The sequence below is a fragment of the Actinomycetota bacterium genome (assembly GCA_014360655.1).
In the GTDB taxonomy this organism is placed as follows: Bacteria; Actinomycetota; Geothermincolia; order Geothermincolales; family RBG-13-55-18; genus JACIXC01.
Genome location: JACIXC010000004.1, coordinates 28,235 through 46,082, shown reverse-complemented (window position 1 = coordinate 46,082; position 17,848 = coordinate 28,235). Strand labels below are relative to the sequence as shown.

At 65.3% G+C, this 17,848-nt stretch carries 17 protein-coding genes; 12 read left to right on the top strand and 5 right to left on the bottom strand.

From position 1 onward, the window contains the following. Nucleotides 1-33 precede the first annotated feature (33 nt). The 5 genes from H5T73_04240 to H5T73_04220 all read right to left on the bottom strand — a co-directional run bounded on the left by H5T73_04240 (nt 34) and on the right by H5T73_04220 (nt 7,670). Nucleotides 34-1,434, bottom strand: a complete 1,401-nt coding sequence (locus H5T73_04240) for an NAD-binding protein (protein ID MBC7246976.1) — start codon at nt 1,432-1,434, stop codon at nt 34-36. 15 nt (nt 1,435-1,449) lie between these two features. Then, a complete protein-coding gene (locus tag H5T73_04235) occupies nt 1,450-2,112 on the bottom strand; it encodes an NAD-binding protein (GenBank protein ID MBC7246975.1) in 663 nt (220 codons plus the stop codon). A gap of 10 nt (nt 2,113-2,122) precedes the next feature. Continuing rightward, on the bottom strand, nt 2,123-2,773 hold the full coding sequence (locus H5T73_04230; GenBank protein ID MBC7246974.1) for a TrkA family potassium uptake protein: 651 nt from the start codon (nt 2,771-2,773) through the stop codon (nt 2,123-2,125). Nucleotides 2,774-2,985: 212 nt separating this feature from the next. Continuing rightward, nucleotides 2,986-5,787: a cation-transporting P-type ATPase gene (locus H5T73_04225; protein ID MBC7246973.1), complete on the bottom strand. Its 2,802-nt coding sequence runs from the start codon at nt 5,785-5,787 to the stop codon at nt 2,986-2,988. A gap of 299 nt (nt 5,788-6,086) precedes the next feature. Then, nucleotides 6,087-7,670, bottom strand: coding sequence for a CoA-binding protein (locus tag H5T73_04220; protein MBC7246972.1), 1,584 nt, complete (start codon nt 7,668-7,670; stop codon nt 6,087-6,089). A gap of 613 nt (nt 7,671-8,283) precedes the next feature. Between H5T73_04220 and H5T73_04215 the strand changes: the two genes are divergently transcribed. The 12 genes from H5T73_04215 to H5T73_04160 all read left to right on the top strand — a co-directional run bounded on the left by H5T73_04215 (nt 8,284) and on the right by H5T73_04160 (nt 17,590). Continuing rightward, a complete protein-coding gene (locus H5T73_04215; protein ID MBC7246971.1) occupies nt 8,284-8,739 on the top strand; it encodes a MarR family transcriptional regulator in 456 nt (151 codons plus the stop codon). Nucleotides 8,740-8,743: 4 nt separating this feature from the next. Further along, nucleotides 8,744-9,970: a cation:proton antiporter gene (locus H5T73_04210; protein MBC7246970.1), complete on the top strand. Its 1,227-nt coding sequence runs from the start codon at nt 8,744-8,746 to the stop codon at nt 9,968-9,970. A gap of 15 nt (nt 9,971-9,985) precedes the next feature. Further along, nucleotides 9,986-10,411, top strand: a complete 426-nt coding sequence (locus tag H5T73_04205) for a CBS domain-containing protein (protein ID MBC7246969.1) — start codon at nt 9,986-9,988, stop codon at nt 10,409-10,411. A 318-nt stretch (nt 10,412-10,729) separates the two neighbouring features. Next, entirely contained in the window at nt 10,730-11,407 is a 678-nt protein-coding gene (locus H5T73_04200; GenBank protein MBC7246968.1) for a Crp/Fnr family transcriptional regulator, read from the top strand. 246 nt (nt 11,408-11,653) lie between these two features. Next, nucleotides 11,654-11,794, top strand: coding sequence for a hypothetical protein (locus tag H5T73_04195; GenBank protein ID MBC7246967.1), 141 nt, complete (start codon nt 11,654-11,656; stop codon nt 11,792-11,794). Between the two features lie 614 nt (nt 11,795-12,408). After that, complete coding sequence (locus H5T73_04190; protein ID MBC7246966.1) at nt 12,409-14,229, top strand: thioredoxin domain-containing protein; 1,821 nt, start codon at nt 12,409-12,411, stop codon at nt 14,227-14,229. Further along, on the top strand, nt 14,226-15,404 hold the full coding sequence (locus H5T73_04185) for a cysteine desulfurase (GenBank protein MBC7246965.1): 1,179 nt from the start codon (nt 14,226-14,228) through the stop codon (nt 15,402-15,404). Before H5T73_04190 ends, H5T73_04185 begins: the two co-directional genes overlap by 4 nt. A gap of 4 nt (nt 15,405-15,408) precedes the next feature. Next, nucleotides 15,409-15,792: a Fe-S cluster assembly scaffold protein NifU gene (gene nifU, locus H5T73_04180; protein MBC7246964.1), complete on the top strand. Its 384-nt coding sequence runs from the start codon at nt 15,409-15,411 to the stop codon at nt 15,790-15,792. A 1-nt stretch (nt 15,793) separates the two neighbouring features. Beyond that, nucleotides 15,794-15,982, top strand: a complete 189-nt coding sequence (locus tag H5T73_04175; GenBank protein MBC7246963.1) for a zinc-ribbon domain-containing protein — start codon at nt 15,794-15,796, stop codon at nt 15,980-15,982. Between the two features lie 48 nt (nt 15,983-16,030). Further along, the gene (locus H5T73_04170) at nt 16,031-16,516 is read left to right on the top strand and encodes a DsrE/DsrF/DrsH-like family protein (protein ID MBC7246962.1); all 486 of its coding nucleotides are present in this window, start codon (nt 16,031-16,033) and stop codon (nt 16,514-16,516) included. A gap of 95 nt (nt 16,517-16,611) precedes the next feature. Further along, nucleotides 16,612-16,884 carry a sulfurtransferase TusA family protein gene (locus H5T73_04165; GenBank protein MBC7246961.1) on the top strand — a complete coding sequence of 91 codons (273 nt, stop codon included), beginning with the start codon at nt 16,612-16,614 and terminating at the stop codon, nt 16,882-16,884. A gap of 208 nt (nt 16,885-17,092) precedes the next feature. Further along, the gene (locus tag H5T73_04160) at nt 17,093-17,590 is read left to right on the top strand and encodes a rubrerythrin family protein (GenBank protein ID MBC7246960.1); all 498 of its coding nucleotides are present in this window, start codon (nt 17,093-17,095) and stop codon (nt 17,588-17,590) included. Nucleotides 17,591-17,848 lie beyond the last annotated feature (258 nt).

The following is a 17,848-nucleotide window of genomic DNA, read 5'->3' as shown; positions in this document are numbered from 1 at the left end:
AGATCCCGCACGGGCCCGCCCCTGCGCCCTCTCTCAGGCGCCCCTTCTCCGTGCTCCAGCCAAGACTCTTTCATGATCCGTCATCTTCCTTATCCTGTGCAGGCGCGGTGCGAGGATGGCTGCGACGATGACGTCCTTTTCCCGCAGCACCTTATCCGCCGAGGCCACGCTGGCCTCCTCTCCCCTGGTGATCATGCCTACCCGGAGCATCTCCTCCCGCTCCAGCCTTCCTACTGGCTTGCCGTGATAGCGCCGCGGGCAGGTGAACTCCACCAGCAGCACCCGGTTGTTGGCCGTCCAGGAAAGCACCTTCAGGCGGTCAGGCACCATGCGCTGCATGAAATACTCCGCCAGGAGGGAGGTCCCGCAGATGTAATCGATATCCAGGGCCTGGTACGTCTCCCCTTTGTCGGGGTTGTAAAGACGGGAGACCACCCTCTTCACCCCGTAAATGCCCCTGGCCACCTCCGCCGCCATGAGGTTCGTGTTGTCGTAATTGGTGAGGGCAGCGAAGGCGTCGGCTTCCTCGATTCCCGCCTCCTCCAGCACGTCCAGGTCGAAGGCCATGCCATGGACAAACTCCCCCTGGTAGGTCTTGCTCAATTTCCTGAAGGCATCCTCTTCACGGTCGACAACCGCCACCCGGTAGCCGTCGAGGGAGAGCATCTCCGCGAGGTTGGCCCCCACGCGACCGCAGCCGGCGACGACCACTTTCCAGTTTCCCCTCTCCTCCCTCGCCGCGCTCCCAGGCTTGAGCGCATCCCGGTCGGACGCGCTCACCGCACCGGCGCCTCCCGAGCGGAACAGTTTCCCGAGGGAAGCCTCCCTGAGGTCCACCGCCAGTATGAGATGGTCACCCGGCCAGATACGGGTGTCCCGGGTGAAAAAGACGGGCCTTTCGTTCCGCAGCAGGCCCATCAGCCTGACCCGCCCGAGCTCTTTCAGTTCCGCGACGGCCAGATCGCCTCCGGCGGCATTTGCCTCCAGCTCCACCACCTGGCAACCTACCCTTCTCTCCACGTGGACCATGATATCGTGCCAGGTCAGCATGCGGTGGAAGGCCTCCGCCAAAAGAGTGCTCCCGCAGAGGTACGAGATACCCATGCTTCGATAGGTCAGCTCCTTGTCGGGATTGTAGACCCTGGCCAGGACGCTGGGAACCTTGAAGATGTCGGTGGCTATCTCCGCGGCCATGAGGTTGGTGTTATCGTAGTTGGTGAGGGCCGCGAAAACGTCCGCCCTATCTATACCCGCCTCCCTCAGCACGTCCAGGTCGAAGGCCACCCCGGTCAGGGTCAACCCGTTGAAGGGAAGCTCCAGCCTCTGGAAGGAACCAGGGTCCTTGTCGATGACCACCACGTTATGGCCTTCGCTGGAAAGCAGCGTGGCCAACTGGGAGCCTACTCTCCCGCAACCGGCGATGATGACGTGCACGGCTTGCCTCCCTTCTCAAGAGAGGCCGAGTGCCCTCTTTAACTCGTCCGCCTTCTCCACCTCCGACAGGAAGAGGACCTTGTCCCCCTTCTGCAGGACCAGGTCTCCGCGGGGCACCAGTATATGGCGGTCGCGCAGGACGGTGGCCACCAGCGTCTGCGCGGGCAATCCCAGCTCGCCGATGGACTTCCCGATGACCGCGTTGCCCTCCTCCAGGAGCACCTCCTCCACCACCAGGTTTTCGCGGCGCAACTTGAGCAGGGTGACCATCTCCCCCAGGGTTATCTCCTCCTGCACCAGCTGCACGATGATGGAAGCGCTGCAGACGGCCTCGTCCACGCCCCATTCCGACGTGAACATCCACTCGTTCTTTGGGTTGTTCACCCGGGAGAACACCAGGGGCACGCCGTACTCGAACTTGGCCAGGTAGGAGATGACCAGGTTGTCCTCGTCGTCGCCGGTCACCGCGGCCACCACGTCGGCGCCCGCCACCCTCGCCGCGTCCAGGACATGGGGCTCACAGGCGTCGCCGTGGATGATGTCCGCTTCCGGAAACCATTCCCTCAACTCCCGCACCCTCTCCGGCCGTTTCTCCACCACCACCACCTGGTGGTCCCGGCGCAGGGATTCCAGCAGGTAGCGGCCGACCATGCCGCCGCCCAGCACGATGATGCGCATCCTTACCCCCTCACCTCAGACCCAACAGCCTTTCCAGCTTGGACTGGCTCTCCTTGGCCACCGCGATGTACAGGATATCCCCCTCCCGGAAGATGGTCCCGGGCGTGGCCAGCCTGGCGCTCCCCTCGCGCACCACCGAGATCACGTGAACCTCACCCGGGACGTTGACGTCCGCCGCCTTCCTGCCCGCCAGGTGCAGGGGGATCTCCAGCCGCACCAGGTCCACCTCCCCGCTCCCGAACTGGAACTCGCTGTCCAGCTCACCGTGGGATATGAAGCTGAGGATGCGGTGACCAGCCCAGGCCACGGTGGCGATGGTGGGGATCCTGAGGCGGCGGTAGATCTCCGCCCTCCTGGGATCGTAGATGCGCGTGATCACCCTGGGAACGCGGAAGTATTCCTTGGCCAGGCGGGCGCTCACGATGTTGCTGTTGTCGCCGCTGGTGACGGAGGCGAAGGCGTCAGCCTTCTCTATCCCCGCCTCGATGAGGGCGTCGCGGTCGAAGACCACTCCCTTGACCTTCTTGCCGGAAAACCCCTCCCAGAGGTTCTCGAAGGCCTGCTCGTCCTTGTCGATGACCGCTACCGTGTGGCCTTCCCGCTCCAGCATGTAGGCGAGGTAGGAACCCACCCGGCCGCATCCGCCTATGACCACGTGCATCTTCTCACCCCCGGCCTCTCAGCTTTCCCCGTTGTTATGCATCGCGCCGTCCCCATGTGCCTGAAATCTCAATAAGCATCCTCGGCTCCCCGGCATCCATCATCCGACGCGGCGCCGAACCCGGCGCAGCGGAGCTCGCGGCGTCGCTCTTCCCTTTCTTCATTTTCGATAGTATCACCTGTCGGTTTCCTTTCGCACCCGCCGCCATAAAGTCATCCTTCGTCCCCCTTCTTCCTCCTGCGAAGATGGGCGCGCAGCAGGGCCTTCCTTATCTCGTCCGCCAGCAGGCAGGTGGGGATGAAGGGTACCAGGAACAGCCAGTCACTGAAGGATATGGGTGCCGTCTCGAAGACGCGGTTGAGGAAGGGCACGTATACTATGAGCACCTGCAGGGACACCTCGCTGGCGATGCCCAGCAGGTAGAGGCGGTTGGTGTGGAACCCCACCCGGAAGATGGACTCCCGGGTGGTGCGGCAGGCGAATCCGTTGCCGATCTGGGTCATGACGATGCCCGTGAGGGACATGGTGGTGGCCTTGACGTAGGTGAGGGGATTGGCATCGCTGAAGGCTCGCAGCTCCTCCCCCCACCTCCATCCGAACATGTAAAGGTAGCCGAGCATGCACACCAGGGCCTCGAGGGGGCCCAGGAAGCCGTAGGCGCGCAGCAGCACCCGCAGGTTGAGGAGTCTCTCCTCCATGGGACGCGGCGGCCTCTCCATGATCCCCGGCTCCGGCGCCTCCGTGCCCAGGGCCAGGGCGGGCAGGAGGTCGGTTCCCAGGTCGACTGCCAGTATCTGGATTATGGTCAGGGGGAGGGGGATCTTGAAGACGACCATGAGTATGAAGGGCACGATCTCCGGTATGTTTGAGGCCAGGATGTAGGTGATGAAGCGGCGGATGTTGTCGAAGATGGCCCGCCCCTCCTCCACGGCGGCGACTATGGAGGCGAAGTTGTCGTCGATGAGGATCATGTCCGCCGCCTCCTTGGCCACGTCTGTCCCCGCCCTGCCCATGGCGATGCCGATGTCGGCGGTCTTCAGCGCCGGGGCGTCGTTCACCCCGTCCCCGGTCATGGCCACCACCTCGCCCATGTCCCTGAGTGCCTGGGCGATGCGCATCTTGTGCTCGGGGGACACGCGGGCGAAGATTATCTCCTCCTCGCGCAGGCGCGACTTGAGCTCCCCGTCGTCCATATCCTCCAGCTCCCCGCCGGTGACGATGGCCGGTTGCCCCTTGACCATGCCGATGCGCCGGGCGATGGACTCGGCGGTGAGGCCGTAGTCGCCGGTGATCATGATCACCCTGATGCCCGCGGTGCGGCACTTGTTTACCGCCTCCTCCACCTCCGGGCGCGGGGGGTCCATCATGGCCGCCAGCCCCAGGAAGGTCAGGTCCGCCTCCGTGTTCTCCACTTCGTAGCGCTCCAGCCCGACCGGCAGCTCCCTCGCGGCCAGGGCAAGCACGCGCAGGGCGGAACGGGCGTAGCGGTCGTTGACCCCCAGGATGCGCTCGCGGTCCTCGGGAAGCATCTCGCGCACCCCGTCCGGCGTCAGGATGCCGGTGCACCGTTTCACCACCTCGCCGGGAGCGCCCTTCACGTAAGCGACCCTTCTCCCCCCCTCCTCGCAGACGACGCTCATCATCTTGCGCGAGGAGTCGAAGGGGAGCTCGGCCACGCGCCTGCGCTCCTCGTTCACTTTGGCGACATCCAGGCCTCCCTTCCTGCCCAGCACCACCAGGGCTCCCTCGGTGGGATCACCGATTATCCGCCACTTGCCCTCCTCCTCCACGAGGCGGGAGTTGTTGCAAAGCACGCATGCCAGCAGGGGCTTCTCGAGTCGCCCTATCTCCTCCGCGGACAGCTTCCTGGCTTCGCCTTTCTTCCCGTGACCTTTCCCGTTACCGTTGCCTCTCTTCAACAGGTCCCCCACCGGCGCGTAGCCCACGCCGCTCACCTCCACCTCCACCCACGGGGTCCACAGGGAGCGCACGGTCATCTCGTTCTGGGTAAGGGTGCCGGTCTTGTCCGTGCAGATCACGGTGGTGGAACCCAGCGTCTCCACGCTGGAGAGCTTCTTCACCAGCGCGTTGCGCCTGGCCATGCGCTGCGTGGCCATGGCCAGCGCCAGTGTCACGGTGGGAAGCAGCCCCTCGGGGACGTTGGCCACGATGATGCCGATGGCGAAGATGAGGTTCTCGGTGAAGGGGAGCTTCACCGCGTACTGCCCGAGGAGGAAGAAGACCACGCCCAGGCCCACCGCCAGCACGGCCACGAACTTGGTGATGCGCTTCATCTGCACCTGGATGGGGGATTCCTCCTCTTCCACCGCCTGGGTGAGCTGCGCGATCTTGCCGAACTCGGTATTCATCCCCGTGGCGTAGACCACCGCCCGCCCGCTGCCGATAGTCACGGTGGTCCCCATGAAGACCAGGTTGAGGACGTCGCTCAAGGCCAGGTCCTCCTCGAGCACGGGAGCGGAGGTACGCCGCACCGGCTCCGACTCGCCGGTGAGGGCGGAGTTGTTGGTGCGCATGTCGGCACTGGCCACCAGGCGCGCGTCCGCGGATATGTGGTCCCCCTCGCGCAGGACCATGAGGTCCCCGGGGACCAGCTGCGTGGCCTCGATCTCCCTCTCCTCGCCGCCCCTGATGACGGTGGCCATGGGGGGCAGCAGCCTTTTCAGGGCCTCGGTGGCCTTCTCGGCCTTGTACTCCTGGATGAAGGTGAAGACGGCGTTGATCACGATGACCCCGAAGATGGCCCAGGCCAGGGGCGCCTGGTCGGCGATGAAGGCCAGCGCACCCCCGACCCACAGGAGGATGGCGAAGAAATTGGTGAAGTGAACTATCAGTTTCTTCCAGAGAGGAACGCCCTTGATCTCGCGGATCTCGTTTCTGCCGTACTCCTCCAGGCGCCTTACGGCTTCCTCCTGGCTGAGCCCCTGGGGCGTGGTGTCTAACGCGGAGTAGACCTCCTCGGGGTTCAGGCGATATATCTCCGCGATGTCCCGCATGCCGTTCCTCGCATCGTTTTAACCCGCAACGACGCCCCGCAAAGTCATCCAGTCATTTCGTCCAGCTATGAAAATTGAGATTAAACCCCGCGCCTTCGGGTGTCAACGGGCCGGCCGGCTTGGCTACCGGGGGCTACCGGGGGCTGCCCGCCGAGACCGCCCCGCGAGGCCGCTACCCGGGACGACGGGAAGCGGCGGTCGGATCCAGACTGCGGGAAACCGCCCGCGGGCCGTCTCCTGGTTTCACGCGGCGCACGCGAGGAACCGCGCGCATTGCCCACGCCGCTTGCCCCGTTACGTCAGGGAGCCTTCCCGCCCCCGTGCGACCTCGCCTTCCAGCGCGCGTACCAGGCCAGCTTGCCCGCCACGCGCACCGCGCGCTCCGGGGTGGAGGCGGTGAAGACGCCGGCGCTGCGCATGCGGAAGGAGGCGGACCTCTCCCCCTCGTTGACCGCCACGGCGATGACGGGTTTCCCTTCCTCCTCCATGAGGCGCTTGATGCGGCGCACCACGGCCATGTCCGACCACTGCAGGGTCTCGGCGGGGTCTATGCCCCCGCTCCCCTCCCTGCTCTGTCCCCCCCGTTTCCTGAGGGATTCCCGGAATCCCCTCCACACCGACAGCTGGAAGTGCGGCAGGAGGCGGGGGCGCCGCAGGAGCATGCTCAGGAAGGGGCGCACGGCGGTCTTGAACATGTTCTCCAGCCAGAAGTCCCGCCCCATGAGGGTGCCCATGTTGATGACCACGTCCACCTCCTCGCAGCGGGCGAGGGCGTCGAGGACACGGAAGTGGTTGGCGCGCCGCACGTTGCCCACGATGTCCACCGGGTTGCGCCGGCTCCAGAACGCCGGGAGGTGATCGTCCAGTTCCCGGATGACGGCTTCCGGCAGGATGGCCATCTGCAGCCCCTCGCGGTCGCAGGCGTCCGCGGCGGCCACCCCCCAGCCGCCCCCCAGGGTCATCACCCCCACCCGGTTCCCGCGGGGCACGGGCAGGGAGGAGAAGGCGGCGGCCAGGTCCACCAGCTCCTCGGTGCTCTCCGCCTCGATTATCCCCGACTGCTCCATGGCCCCCCGAAAGAGCTCGTAGGGGCCGGCCAGGGACCCGGAATGGGAGACGACCGCCTGCTCCCCCTGGCGCCCCTTCCCCGCCTTGAGGGCGATGACCGGCTTGCGCGGGGTGATGCGCCGTGCCACTTCCAGAAGTTTCCTGCCGTCCTTGACTCCCTCGATGTAGAGGATGATGGTCTCCGTCTCCGGGTCCTCGCCCAGGAACTCCAGCCAGTCGCTGATGTCCGTGTTGGCGGCGTTGCCGCTGCCGATGAAGCGGCTGAAGCCGACTCCCTTGCGGTAACCCCAGGTCATGAGCTGCACACCCAGGTTCCCGCTCTGCGAAACGAAGCCCACTCCCCCCGGCAGGGGGAAGACCGGCGCCCCCAGGCAGCACAGGGAGCTGGTCCTGCTGTAGATGCCCATGGTGTTGGGGCCTACTATGGTGATGCCCGCCCCGTCGGCTATCTCCGCCACGCGGCGTTCCAGCCTCGCGCCTTCCTCCCCCGCCTCGCTGAAGTTGGAGGAGACGATGACCGCGTTCCTGACCCCTTTCTCCGCCGCGTCCTCCAGGACGGCGGCAACCTTGCGCGCGGGGATGGCGATCACCACCAGGTCGATCTCGCAAGGTATGTCCCGCAGAGAGGGATAGGCCGGAAAGCCGAGGACGCGTTTCTCGCGGGGATTGACCATGAAGAGCTCGCCGCGGTACCCGCCCCCGATTATGTTCAGGGGCATGTTGAAGCCCCACTTGCCGGGCAGGTTGGAGGCCCCCACCACGGCCACGGAACACGGGTTGAAGAGCCTGTCGAAATCCCTGGGGAAACCGTCCACGCTTCCTCCTTACACGCGCTCGCAAGCCTTGCACACCGGGCGCGATCCGCCTGCACACGCATCGCACGTTTGCCGTCTTTACGGTTACCGACAACCGATCACGCGCTCCGCTCTACATAATACAGGAAGGGGAAAGGCGTACCGGTCTGCGCGGGGCCGGTGCACCGAAAGCGTCACATGTAGGTCATGATTATACATGAAGAAAGAGGTGTTTCAAGCGGGGCTCAAGATCCCCCCTCCGAGGTGATCGTTCCGCGGTGAAAACGTAGTTCCTTTCGCGCGCCCCTCGACGACGAGCCGCGGAACCCGGACTCCGAACGCCATATGCAGTATATGCCCGATATGCCCGATCCGGCATCTCATATTCTTCCAACGGGACCCCACCCCGAACGCTGCGCGCAATAATCGAAGGCGGCAACCCGCCCCGGGTTGTCAAATTCAGTAAAGTATATTAATATTTAATTATCTTAATAACCTTTCGGGGGCTGTTGCGGTATATCGGGAACCGTTTCCCGCCTCCACGTGGGCGCGCTGCCCGGAAACGCTGCCTTACCGAACGCCCGAGGGGTGCGGGAAACGGCGCGACCTTCCTGCGGGAAAGGAGGCCTGGCAGATGAGGGGAAAGGCCGCGGCGGACGTGCTCGAGGACCGCATCCTCAACGCCGCCCGCATCATGGTGAACATCCTAGCGGAGGCGCTGTTGCGGGAAGGCGGCGAGCAGATAACCGTGCCGCAGTTCCGCATCCTTGACATGGTCGCCAACCTGACCGGCAAGCCGGCGGAGATAGCCCGCATGCTCAGCGTATCCCCGCCCGCGGTTACCTTTCTCCTGGAACGGTTGGAAGCGAAGGGGCTGCTGCGCCGCGAACCGCTGACCTCGGACCGGCGCCGGGTGGAAGTAGCCCTCACGGAAGAGGGGGCCGACCTCGTGCGCAGGGTCAACACGCGCAGAAGGCGCCTGCTGCAGTCTATCCTGCGCAGGATGGACGACCCGGCGAGGGATCGTCTCGCCTCCTCGCTCGCGGAATTCAACCGGGCATACCTGTACATGAAAGAGGAGGGGGGCTGAAGGGATGCTCAAGGAGATCCTTCCCGCCAACCCGCACGTCGTCATGATGATGGTGGGCCTGGCCCTTCTTCTGGGCTGGGGCGCGGGTCTCCTCTGCCGTCGCCTCAAGGTACCCATGGTGGTGGGCTACATCATCGTGGGGATAATCATGGGCAAGTCGCTACTTTCCATCTTCAACGACGATAACTTCGGCGGCCTGGTCTTCTTCACCTACCTGGCGCTGGCATGCATCGGATTCGACATCGGCGGCGAGCTGGCCTTCCGCAAGCTCCGCCACCTGGGGAAGTCCATCCTCTGGATCTCCATACTCGAGTCCGCGGCCGCCACCATCCTGGTGACCATAGCCGTCTATCTCTATACGCGCAAGCTCTACGTCGCCCTGGTCTTCGGCGCCTTGGCCTCGGCCACCGCCCCCGCGGCCACCGTGGACGTGCTGCGCGAGTACCAGGCATCGGGTCCGCTCACCACCACCGCATTCGCCGTGGTGGGGATCGACGACGGGATCGCCATCATCATCTACGCCTTCGCCATCTTCCTGGCCAAGACCCTCCTCGCCGGAGGCGAGGTGCGCGTGGCAGAGGCCGTGCTCCGCCCCCTGCTGGAAATACTCGGCTCCCTGATGCTGGGAGCGGCGGTCGGGTTGCTCTTTCTCCTCCTCATCCGCGGCTACACCGCACGTAGGGGGCTCCTGGTTCTAACCTGGGGGGCCATAGCCCTCACCACCGGTCTGGCCAACGCCCTGCACTTCTCCCTCATCCTGGCCAACATGGCCATGGGGATGACCGTGGTAAACCTCACCAGGTGGCGGCGGGAAGACCTCTTCGAGATCATGCGCGGGAGCACTCCCCCCCTCTTCGTCATCTTCTTCGTGGTGGTGGGATCACAGCTGCAGGCGGGTAAACTGCTCAGCCTGGGATGGATAGGCCTGCTCTACATCGTGTTCCGCTCGTTGGGGAAGCAGGGCGGGGCCTCCCTGGGCGGGATGATATCCAGGGCACCGGAAAGCGTGCGCAAATACCTGGGGTTGTGCCTCTTTTCCCAGGCGGGGGTGGCCATCGGCCTCTCCATCCAGACCATGCTCGAGTTCGGGGGTGGGAGGTTCGGGGAAGCCGGGGTGGAGCTGGGAATGATGGCCATAAGCGTCATCGCCGCCACCACCCTCTTTTTCCAGCTGGTGGGCCCACCCTGCACCCGGCATGCGATAATAAAGGCGGGGGAAGCCAGGGTCTGAGGAGGTGTAAGGGAAGTGGAACTGCGTCTCTACCTGGAGGGAAAGGTCGAGGACGTGATGACCTGGCATCCGGTCTGCGTGCGCGCCGGCGACGGGCTGGATGTCCTGGTGGACCTCATCAAGACCCACAAATTCCACGGCTTCCCCGTACTGAACGCCGAGGGCAGGCTGGTGGGGATCGTGCGGGACACGGATGTCATCTCCATCTTCGCGCGCCGCGACCCCGCCTCGCGTGCCTACAGCAGGGTGGAGGACATCATGCAGACCCCGCCACCCACCATCGGGCTGAAGGAATCCATACAGAATGCGGTCATGAAGATGTTCGCGGACCAGACGCGCCTCCTGGTGGTCGTGGACGAGGAGAGGAAGCCGGTGGGCCTCGTCACCCGCATCGACCTCGTCGGCGGCATCCGCTGCGAGAGGGAAGGAAGCGGAGGCTGAAGGAGCCCCCCCTGCCCCACGAGCCGCCCTTGCCGCGGATACGCCCCATGCCCCTTGTCCGCACCGGCAATCCGGCCTCTTATCCATATTATGGTAATTACATGTTCACGGGCCCTGCCGCTCTTCCCGTTCCCGCAAGCCGCGGAACGGCAGGGGAGGAAGGCGGCGATCTCGCCTGACTGAGCCCCCCGCCGTCTGCCCGGGGCACGCGGCACGGCTCGTGGCGTCCGGGCGGGCGTTTCCTGTCCAGGTGGGCGCCTCGGTTGCTATAATCATCCTGAAATGGCAATACCTGCTTCTGAGGAAGGGAGGCTCGCCTTGGAGGAGGGTGCGCTGCGGGAGTTCCTCAACCACCTGGAGGAAGGGTTGCGGGAGGAGGCCCGCGACCTCTTCCAGCCCGAAAGATACGACCGGGAACAGTACATCTTCATAGACCAGGACGAGGCCGCCCACCTCTACGTGGTGGAGGAGGGCGTGGTGGAGGCCAACATAGTGCACGGGGACGGCAGGCTGTACATCCTGGGCTTTCTTTACCCCGGGGACCTTTTCGGGGAGGGAGCGCTCTACGAGGAAGGGGTCTATTCCTACTCCGCCGTGGCCCGCGACGACTCCCGGGTATGGCGCATAAGCTGGGACGACCTGCAATGGCTGGCTTCCCGCGATCCCCTCTTCGCCCTCTACCTCACGCGGCGGGTGGTCATGAAGCTGGACCAGGCGTATTACAAGGAGCGCTGCATCGCCGGCGAGAGGGTGGAAAAACGCATCGCCTGCATACTCCTGAAGATGGCCGACGAGATCGGCATCACCGACAAGTGCGGCCTGGTCATCGACACCCCCCTCACCAACCGGGACATCGCGGGCCTGGTCGGTTCCACCGAGGAAACGGTGTCGCGGGTGATGAGCCGCCTCAAGAAGCAGGAGATACTCACCACGGAGGGCAAGCTCCTGGTGGTCAAAGACAAGCGGGCCCTTCTCTCCTACTTCGAAACCATCTAGCACCCCGTTGCGCTGACGATCGGCGGAAGCCCGTGTCGGAGGACGCGACCTCGCGGCACTCCTTTGCCCTTCTCCGGGGAATAACGGACGGCGTAAGGGAGGGCGCGGATATTCCCGCGGTAAACCCGCGGTAAAGGCAGGAGGGGTTTTGATTTGGATCATTCCCCGGAAACCGCCTGCCCGCTATGTTATTAAAAGACGGTGATTTGGACGGGACACGGAAACGGTAAGACTCCTGGAGGCGCCATGAGCAAGAAGAAGGACAGGGAAAAGGGTGGCCTTTGCTGCCCCCATTGCGCGGATTCAAAGTATCCCTGCGTTACCATGGAGAAGCAGATGCGCAAGGATGCTCCCGCCGAGACCGAGGAGAAGAACGGCGAGGGTTGACCGTCGAGGCGTAAGTCGGGCATCAAGATCCCGCGAAGACGTAAGAACGGACGCTTGCAAGGGGCGGTAAAACGCTCCTTGTTTTTAACCGGTGCCGGGTTCGCGTTTCTCCGGATGACGGGAGGAGGCATCGAAGGCCAGGGGTGAACGAAGGGCACGGGACTTGCCGTAGGGCACCACGGAGGCCGGGAACGACCGGGTCGCTCGCAAACTCCCTTACTGAACAAATCACCCAGGCCGGGTCCGGGGGTCGGGCGAGGGACATCGCAAGCGGCCTCCATCATGGCCCCGTCGAAATGTCCCCGTTTGAGAAAGGCCTTGCCCTAAGGAAGGGATGTAGCCATCGCGAGGCCGCGCGTCGCGGAGCGAGCACGAGCCCCCGGCCCGGCCTCCTTATACGTAACCACCCAGGCCGGGAACGACCGGGTCGCTCGCAGCGAGCCTGCGAGCGAGACCGTTACCCGGCGGCCCGGCCGTCGGAAGAAGGACGGAAACGCACCTTGCGGAGGCCGGGAACGACCGGGTCGCTCGCAGCGAGCCTGCGAGCGAGACCGTTACCCGGCGGCCCGGCCATCGCAAGAAAGACAAGGGAAGCCTGCCAGGGGGGAGGTTGCATGAAAGAGAACGATGCCGCAAGGGAGGACGCGCGCGAGGTGCGGGGTGATTTTCGTTTCTCGCCGCGACCCAACCGGGCCCACGAGATAGGATGGCTGCCCTGGGGCGAAGAGGCTTTCTCCAGGGCCGCAAGGGAGGAGAAGCCGATCCTCCTCTCTATCTCCGCCGTGTGGTGCCACTGGTGCCACGTGATGGACGAGACCACCTATTCCGACCCGGAGGTCATCGAACTGGTCAACCGCAACTATGTGCCGGTGAGGGTGGACAACGATCGCAACCCGGACATCAATCGCCGCTACAACCAGGGAGGGTGGCCTACAACCGCCTTTCTCTCCTCGCGGGGTACACTCCTTGCCGGAGCGACCTATATCCCTCCCGAGACCATGCGCAGGGCGCTCGCCCGGATATCCGAGCTCTACCGGCGTAACCGCCTCGAGCTTGAGGGCGCGGAAGGCCGGGGCTTCACGGCCGGGGGCGCCTCCGGGCTCCGTCCCGCCTCCGGAAACGTGCCCCCTCCGGACGCCTCGCTGGTGCATGCGGTGGGAGAAAGCGTGCTCGCCGCCTGGGACCGTGAGTTCGGCGGACTTGGACTGGAACCCAAGTTCCCCTTCGCGGATGCCCTCGCGCTAGCCCTGCATCTCCACCGCCGCGGAGGGGGGGAGGAATACCTCGCCCTGGTGACGCAATCCCTGCGGGCCATGATCGAGGGGAACCTCAGGGATGACGTGGAGGGAGGCTTCTTCCGTTACTCCACCACCCGCGACTGGTCCCTCCCCCATTACGAGAAGATGCTCGGCGACAACGCCGCGCTGCTCACCCTGCTCCTGCGGGCCTACGGTGCCGCGGGCGAACCGCTCTTCCTCGCCACGGCCGCGGAGACGGCTTCCTATATCTTCCATACACTGAGCGACGGGGAGCGGCGCTTCTTCGGGAGCCAGGACGCGGACGAGGGGTATTACACGTTGCCGGCGGACGCGCGCAGACGAAAGTCGCCTCCTCCCGTGGACGGCACCACCTACACGGACACCTCGTCCCTCGCCGCCTCCTCCCTACTGGAGGCGGGGACGGTGCTGGGCAGGAAGGAATACCGCGAGCTGGCGCTTGGTTTCCTCGCCTTCGCGTGGGAGGAAATCTACCGTGCCGGAGAGGGCATGGCCCATTACCACGACGGTTCCCCACGCCGCCGGGGGCTCCTCGAAGACCAGGTGGAGGCGGCCCTTGCCATGCAGGGCGCCTACGGCATCACCGGAGATCCCCTCTACCTCGACAGAGCCGAAATCCTGCTGCGCTTCGTACTGGACGCCTTCTGGGAGCGGGAAAGGGGCGTGCTCCTCGACGTCGCTGCCGCTTTCTCCCCACCGGGCCTGCAACCCCAGGCGGCGGGGCCCGGAAGCGCGGCGCGGGCGGCGGAGGCCATGCTCCGCCAGTGGCACCTGGGCGGCGGGTCCGAATGGAAGACCGCGGCGGAAGCCGTCCTCGCCTCGCAGGCGGAAGCGGTCTCTTCCCATTCCCTCTTCGCCGCGCCCCTTGCGCTCGCCCTCGACCTTTTACTGCAGGGCCCCCTTCTGGTGAGGGTGGAGGGCGATGGCCCCCACGGGCGCGGCCCCTTCCTCGCCGCCGCCCTGCTCTCCCCCGACCACCGGGTCATACTCCTTTCCAAGCCCGCGACGCGCACGCCGCCGGAAGGACCCGCTTACGCCGAGGTATGCGGGGAGGACGCGTGTTTTCTCCGCAGCGAGAAGCACGAAGAGCTCGCCGCTTACCTGGGGGTCAAGTCGGGAATAATCAAGGAAAAGCGACCCGGGAGGTGTGAGAGATGAGAGAGGTATACCTGGACAATTACGCGGCCTCTCCCCTTCTTCCGGAAGCAAGGGATGCCATGCTCCCCTTCCTCGGAGAGCGCTACGGGAACCCTTCTTCCCTGCACGGCAGGGGGGACGCTGCGAGGGAGGCGGTGGAGGAGGCGCGGGAGCGCGTTGCGGCCCTCATCGGGGCGGCGCCGGAGGAGATCATCTTCACTTCCAACGGCACGGAGGCCAACAACCTGGCGGTGAAGGGCATGGTCGCCGGTTCCCGCCGCAAGGGCAGGCACGTCGTGGTCTCGGCGGTGGAGCACTTCTCCGTCCTGCACGCGGCGCGCTCCCTGGAAAAGCAGGGATACGAGCTGGACCTGGTCCCCGTGGACGAGCACGGCCGCATAGACCTCGACGAGCTGCGCTCCCTCATCCGGGACGACACCGTCCTGGTCTCGGTGATGCTGGCCAACGGCGAGGTGGGCACCGTCCAGCCCGTCGCCGAGGCGGCCCGCCTGGCGGCGGAGAGGGAGGTACCCTTCCACACGGACGCCGTGGCCGCGGCCGCCCACATCCCCATCGATGTCGGGGAACTGGGAGTGCAGGCCCTCTCCCTATCCTCGGACCTCCTCTACGGCCCGCAGGGCGCGGGGGCGCTGTGGGTGAAACGCGGCCAGCGCCTCATCCCCCTTCTCGACGGCGGCGTGCAGGAGAGCGGCAGGAGGGGCGGCACGGAAAACGTCCCCGGCATAGTGGGCATGGGCGTGGCGGCGCAGCTGGCCCGCGAGCGCATGACGGAAAGGAGCGCCTACCTGCGCGGCCTGCGTGACGCCCTCATCGAGGGCCTGCCGCGCAGGGTGGAGCACGTGCACCTCACCGGCCATCCCGTGGAGCGCCTGCCCTGGAACGCAAGCTTTGCCGTGGAGTTCATAGAGGGGGAGGGGATGCTCCTCTTCCTGGACCAGCAGGGCGTGGCGGTATCCAGCGGATCGGCCTGCACCTCCCGGGCCCTCAAGGGCTCCCACGTGCTCGCCGCCATGGGGGTGCCGCCGGAGAGGGCCCAGGGTTCCATCCTCTTCAGCTTCGGGCCGCATAATACCATGCAGGACGTCGACTACGTCCTGGAGGTCTTTCCTCCCATCGTGGAGAGGTTGCGGCAGATGTCGCCGCTATACGCGAAGTACCTCAAGGAAAGGGGGTGAGAGCATGGTGCAGTACAGCGACGTGGTCATGGACCACTTCACCAACCCGCGCAACGTGGGTGAGATCGAGGACGCCGACGGGGTTGGCGAGGTGGGCAACCCCGTGTGCGGGGACATGATGACCTTCTACATCAAGGTGGACGACGAGGGCCGCCTCTCCGACGTCAAGTTCAAGACCTTCGGATGCGGCGCCGCCATAGCCGTCTCCAGCATGGTGAGCGAGATGGCCAAGGGAAAGACCCTGGAGGAGGCCCTGAAGATCACCCGCAACGACGTGGCCGAGGAGCTGGGCGGCCTGCCGGCCAACAAGATGCACTGTTCCAACCTGGGAGCGGATGCCCTGCACAAGGCCATCGAGGATTACCTGGAAAAGAAAGGAAGGAAGTGAGATGCAAGAGGAGCACAGGGAAAAGGGCACCGTCTGCAAGTGCCCGTATTGCGAGGCGGAGATCGAGGCCGCCGTGGACCTTCCCGCCTTCTGCCAGCCCTGCAGGATCGTCATCGTCGCCTGCAGCCACTGCGGAGAGGCGGTGCGGGAAGGCGCCGAGAAGTGCCCCCACTGCGGGCAGCCCCTGTAGGCGCGGACACCCCGGGGCGCACGATTCGCAAGGGGGGTGAACAGTACCGTGAGCGACAGGGAAGAGGTAGCGACCATCGTGGTCTTCAGCGGCGAGCTGGACCGGGCCCTTGCCGCCTTCAACATCGCCACCGCTGCCGCGTCCATGGGCATGGAGGTGACCATGTTCTTCACCTTCTGGGGCCTCAACGTCATCCGGAAGGAACGGGGAAGCGGGGGCGGCAAGACCTTTCTGCAACGCATGCTGGGCCTTCTGAACCGCGGGGGCGCCGCCCGCCTGCCCCTCTCCCGCCTACACATGCTGGGTGGCGGCAAGGCGGCCATGAAGGTGCTCATGCGCGAGTTCCGCATGCCCTCCCTCGGGGAGATGATATCCCTGGCCGGGGAGCTGGGGGTGCGCTTCATCGCCTGCACCACCTCCATGGCCCTCATGGGCCTCACGGAGGAGGATTTCATCCCCGAGGTGGACGAATTCGCCGGCGCCGCCACCTACGTGGAAAAGGCTTCCCGCTCCGCGATAAACCTCTTCATCTGATGTCCGGCGGGCTTCGGGGCAGGGGGGCGGCGGGCCGCGGTCAGCGCCGGAACACATGACCGCCGCGGCAGGTGGCGAGAAAGCGGTTCTGGAGTATGATAAGGCACGCAACGTGGATAAAGGAGGTGATGTCCTTGCAGGCGGACAGGGTGGTGGATTGCGTGGGCCTCTACTGCCCCATGCCCATCGTCAAGACCTCCCAGGAGATAGGCGAGCTCGCGGAGGGGGAGGTGCTGGAGGTCGTCGCCGACGACAAGGGCATCGTGAGCGACATGCCCGCCTGGTGCGCGAAGACGGGACATGAATTCCTGGGACTCGAGGAGAGGGACGGCGAATACCACGTCTTCGTGCGCAAGAGAGGCGGTTGATGAGGTCGCTGACGTCCCGCCTCACGGCATCGGAGCGGCCGCGGTCATCGGGACAGGCTTTTGCACCGGACCCTCTTCCGCAAAGGGTCGCCCTGTTCTGTGCGGCAGGGAAGGGAGAGGCGCCGAACCTTGAACCTGAAGACATGTCGGGGCCTCGCGACACCCGAAGCATCACGAAGGACGGAGAAAAGACAGGAAAGGGGGAAGCATGGGCGACAAGACGAGGAAGAACCTTTACGACGCCTATACGGGCGAGTCGAAGGCCGTGGTGCGCCTGAAGGCCTTCGCCGCCAAGGCCGAGGAGGAGGAATACCCGGGGGTGGCCAGGCTATTCCGGGCGGTGGCCGAATCGGAGAGCGTGCATGCCTTCAACAACCTGCGCCTCCTGCGCGAGATAAAGGACACGGAGACGAACCTTGAGGAGGCCCTGGCCTCCGAGCAGAAGATCGCCCAGGTGGCTTACGACTCCTTCATCGCCGACGCCGAGGCGGAGGGCGAGAGGGCGGCGGCGATGATGTTCGCCTACGCGCGCGACGTCGAGGAGCGGCATGCCAGGCTCTACGAGGGCGCCCTGCAGCACCTGGTGGCCGAGAGGATCCCGTCCTACTTCGTATGCGGCGTGTGCGGCTACGTGGCCGACGACGTCGTGCCCGAAAAATGTCCCGTCTGCGGCGCCCCGGAGGAGAAGTTCTTCGAGGTGGAATAGGAGCCCTTCCGCGCAGAGTGTACCGCGGGATACTTGTGTGGCGGGAGGGATCAAGCGGCCCCTGCCCGCCGGTGGAAAGACCCGATGCCCTCTCGCGGGCAAAAAACAACAGGGGGCGTTGCTGCGAAGCCGCAGGCGTCATCCCCGGGCCGTAATGATTACCCGGGCCGCAATGATTCCCGGGGCGTGATGGGCAAAGGCGGCGTCATCCCCGGGCCGTAATGATTCCCGGGGGCGTAATGATTCCCGGGGCGTGAT

What these genes read in the sequence shown, in the direction of transcription:
- H5T73_04235 (MBC7246975.1), bottom strand. Translation starts at nt 2,112, where the DNA reads ATGCGCATCATCGTGCTGGGCGGCGGCATGGTCGGCCGCTACCTGCTG.
- H5T73_04230 (MBC7246974.1), bottom strand. Translation starts at nt 2,773, where the DNA reads ATGCACGTGGTCATAGGCGGATGCGGCCGGGTGGGTTCCTACCTCGCC.
- H5T73_04225 (MBC7246973.1), bottom strand. Translation starts at nt 5,787, where the DNA reads ATGCGGGACATCGCGGAGATATATCGCCTGAACCCCGAGGAGGTCTAC.
- H5T73_04215 (MBC7246971.1), top strand. Translation starts at nt 8,284, where the DNA reads ATGAGGGGAAAGGCCGCGGCGGACGTGCTCGAGGACCGCATCCTCAAC.
- H5T73_04210 (MBC7246970.1), top strand. Translation starts at nt 8,744, where the DNA reads ATGCTCAAGGAGATCCTTCCCGCCAACCCGCACGTCGTCATGATGATG.
- H5T73_04195 (MBC7246967.1), top strand. Translation starts at nt 11,654, where the DNA reads ATGAGCAAGAAGAAGGACAGGGAAAAGGGTGGCCTTTGCTGCCCCCAT.
- H5T73_04190 (MBC7246966.1), top strand. Translation starts at nt 12,409, where the DNA reads ATGAAAGAGAACGATGCCGCAAGGGAGGACGCGCGCGAGGTGCGGGGT.
- H5T73_04185 (MBC7246965.1), top strand. Translation starts at nt 14,226, where the DNA reads ATGAGAGAGGTATACCTGGACAATTACGCGGCCTCTCCCCTTCTTCCG.
- nifU (MBC7246964.1), top strand. Translation starts at nt 15,409, where the DNA reads ATGGTGCAGTACAGCGACGTGGTCATGGACCACTTCACCAACCCGCGC.
- H5T73_04175 (MBC7246963.1), top strand. Translation starts at nt 15,794, where the DNA reads ATGCAAGAGGAGCACAGGGAAAAGGGCACCGTCTGCAAGTGCCCGTAT.
- H5T73_04165 (MBC7246961.1), top strand. Translation starts at nt 16,612, where the DNA reads ATGATAAGGCACGCAACGTGGATAAAGGAGGTGATGTCCTTGCAGGCG.
- H5T73_04160 (MBC7246960.1), top strand. Translation starts at nt 17,093, where the DNA reads ATGGGCGACAAGACGAGGAAGAACCTTTACGACGCCTATACGGGCGAG.